The sequence below is a fragment of the Pseudomonas cichorii genome (genome assembly GCF_003700275.1).
Classification (GTDB): Bacteria; Pseudomonadota; Gammaproteobacteria; order Pseudomonadales; family Pseudomonadaceae; genus Aquipseudomonas; species Aquipseudomonas cichorii_B.
In genome coordinates this window covers 1-674 of sequence record NZ_RBRE01000019.1, presented here as the reverse complement: position 1 = coordinate 674, position 674 = coordinate 1, and the positions used below count along the sequence as shown (strand labels likewise).

Below are 674 nucleotides of genomic sequence, written 5' to 3'. Positions count from 1 at the left end.
GAGTTCGCCGCCGACATTCTCCCGACCGATATTGTTGTCACCCGTTCAGGCACTGATCTGGTCCTGTCGCTGAAAAACTCTACGGACAAGATCACGGTCTCCAGCTACTTCCAGAATGATGGTGTTACACCGTATGCACTGGAGCAGGTCCGCTTCGCTGACGGCACCACTTGGAATCTCGATCAGATCAAAGCCCTTTCCATTGTCACTACTGACGGCAATGACAATGTCTGGGGTTACGCCACTGATGACACTCTGAACGGTGGTCTGGGCGATGACAGCCTGTATGGTCAGGCGGGCAATGACACCCTTCAAGGTGGTGCCGGTACGGACAGTCTTTCGGGCGAAGCAGGTGACGATACTCTGCTCGGTGAAGCCGGAAATGACTACCTGTACGGTGGCACTGGTAGTGATCAGTTGTCTGGTGGCGAGGGCTCGGACTACCTGACTGGCGGTGATGGCAATGACACGCTGGCAGGCGATGAAGGCAACGACACGCTGTATGGCGACTCGGGCAATGACCAACTGGATGGTGGTATCGGCAACGATTATCTGACAGGGGGGGATGGCTCCGATACCTACCGCTTCAGCCGCGGCTGGGGTCAGGACTCGATCAACAATTACGATTCAAGTACGGGCAAGACCGACGTTATCGAGTTCGCCGCCGACATTCT

1 protein-coding gene is annotated in these 674 nt (G+C 55.9%); it reads left to right on the top strand.

From position 1 onward, the window contains the following. Positions 1 to 674, top strand: a 674-nt coding sequence (locus tag ALQ04_RS05860; RefSeq protein WP_147466566.1) for a calcium-binding protein, incomplete at both ends; no start/stop codon positions are given.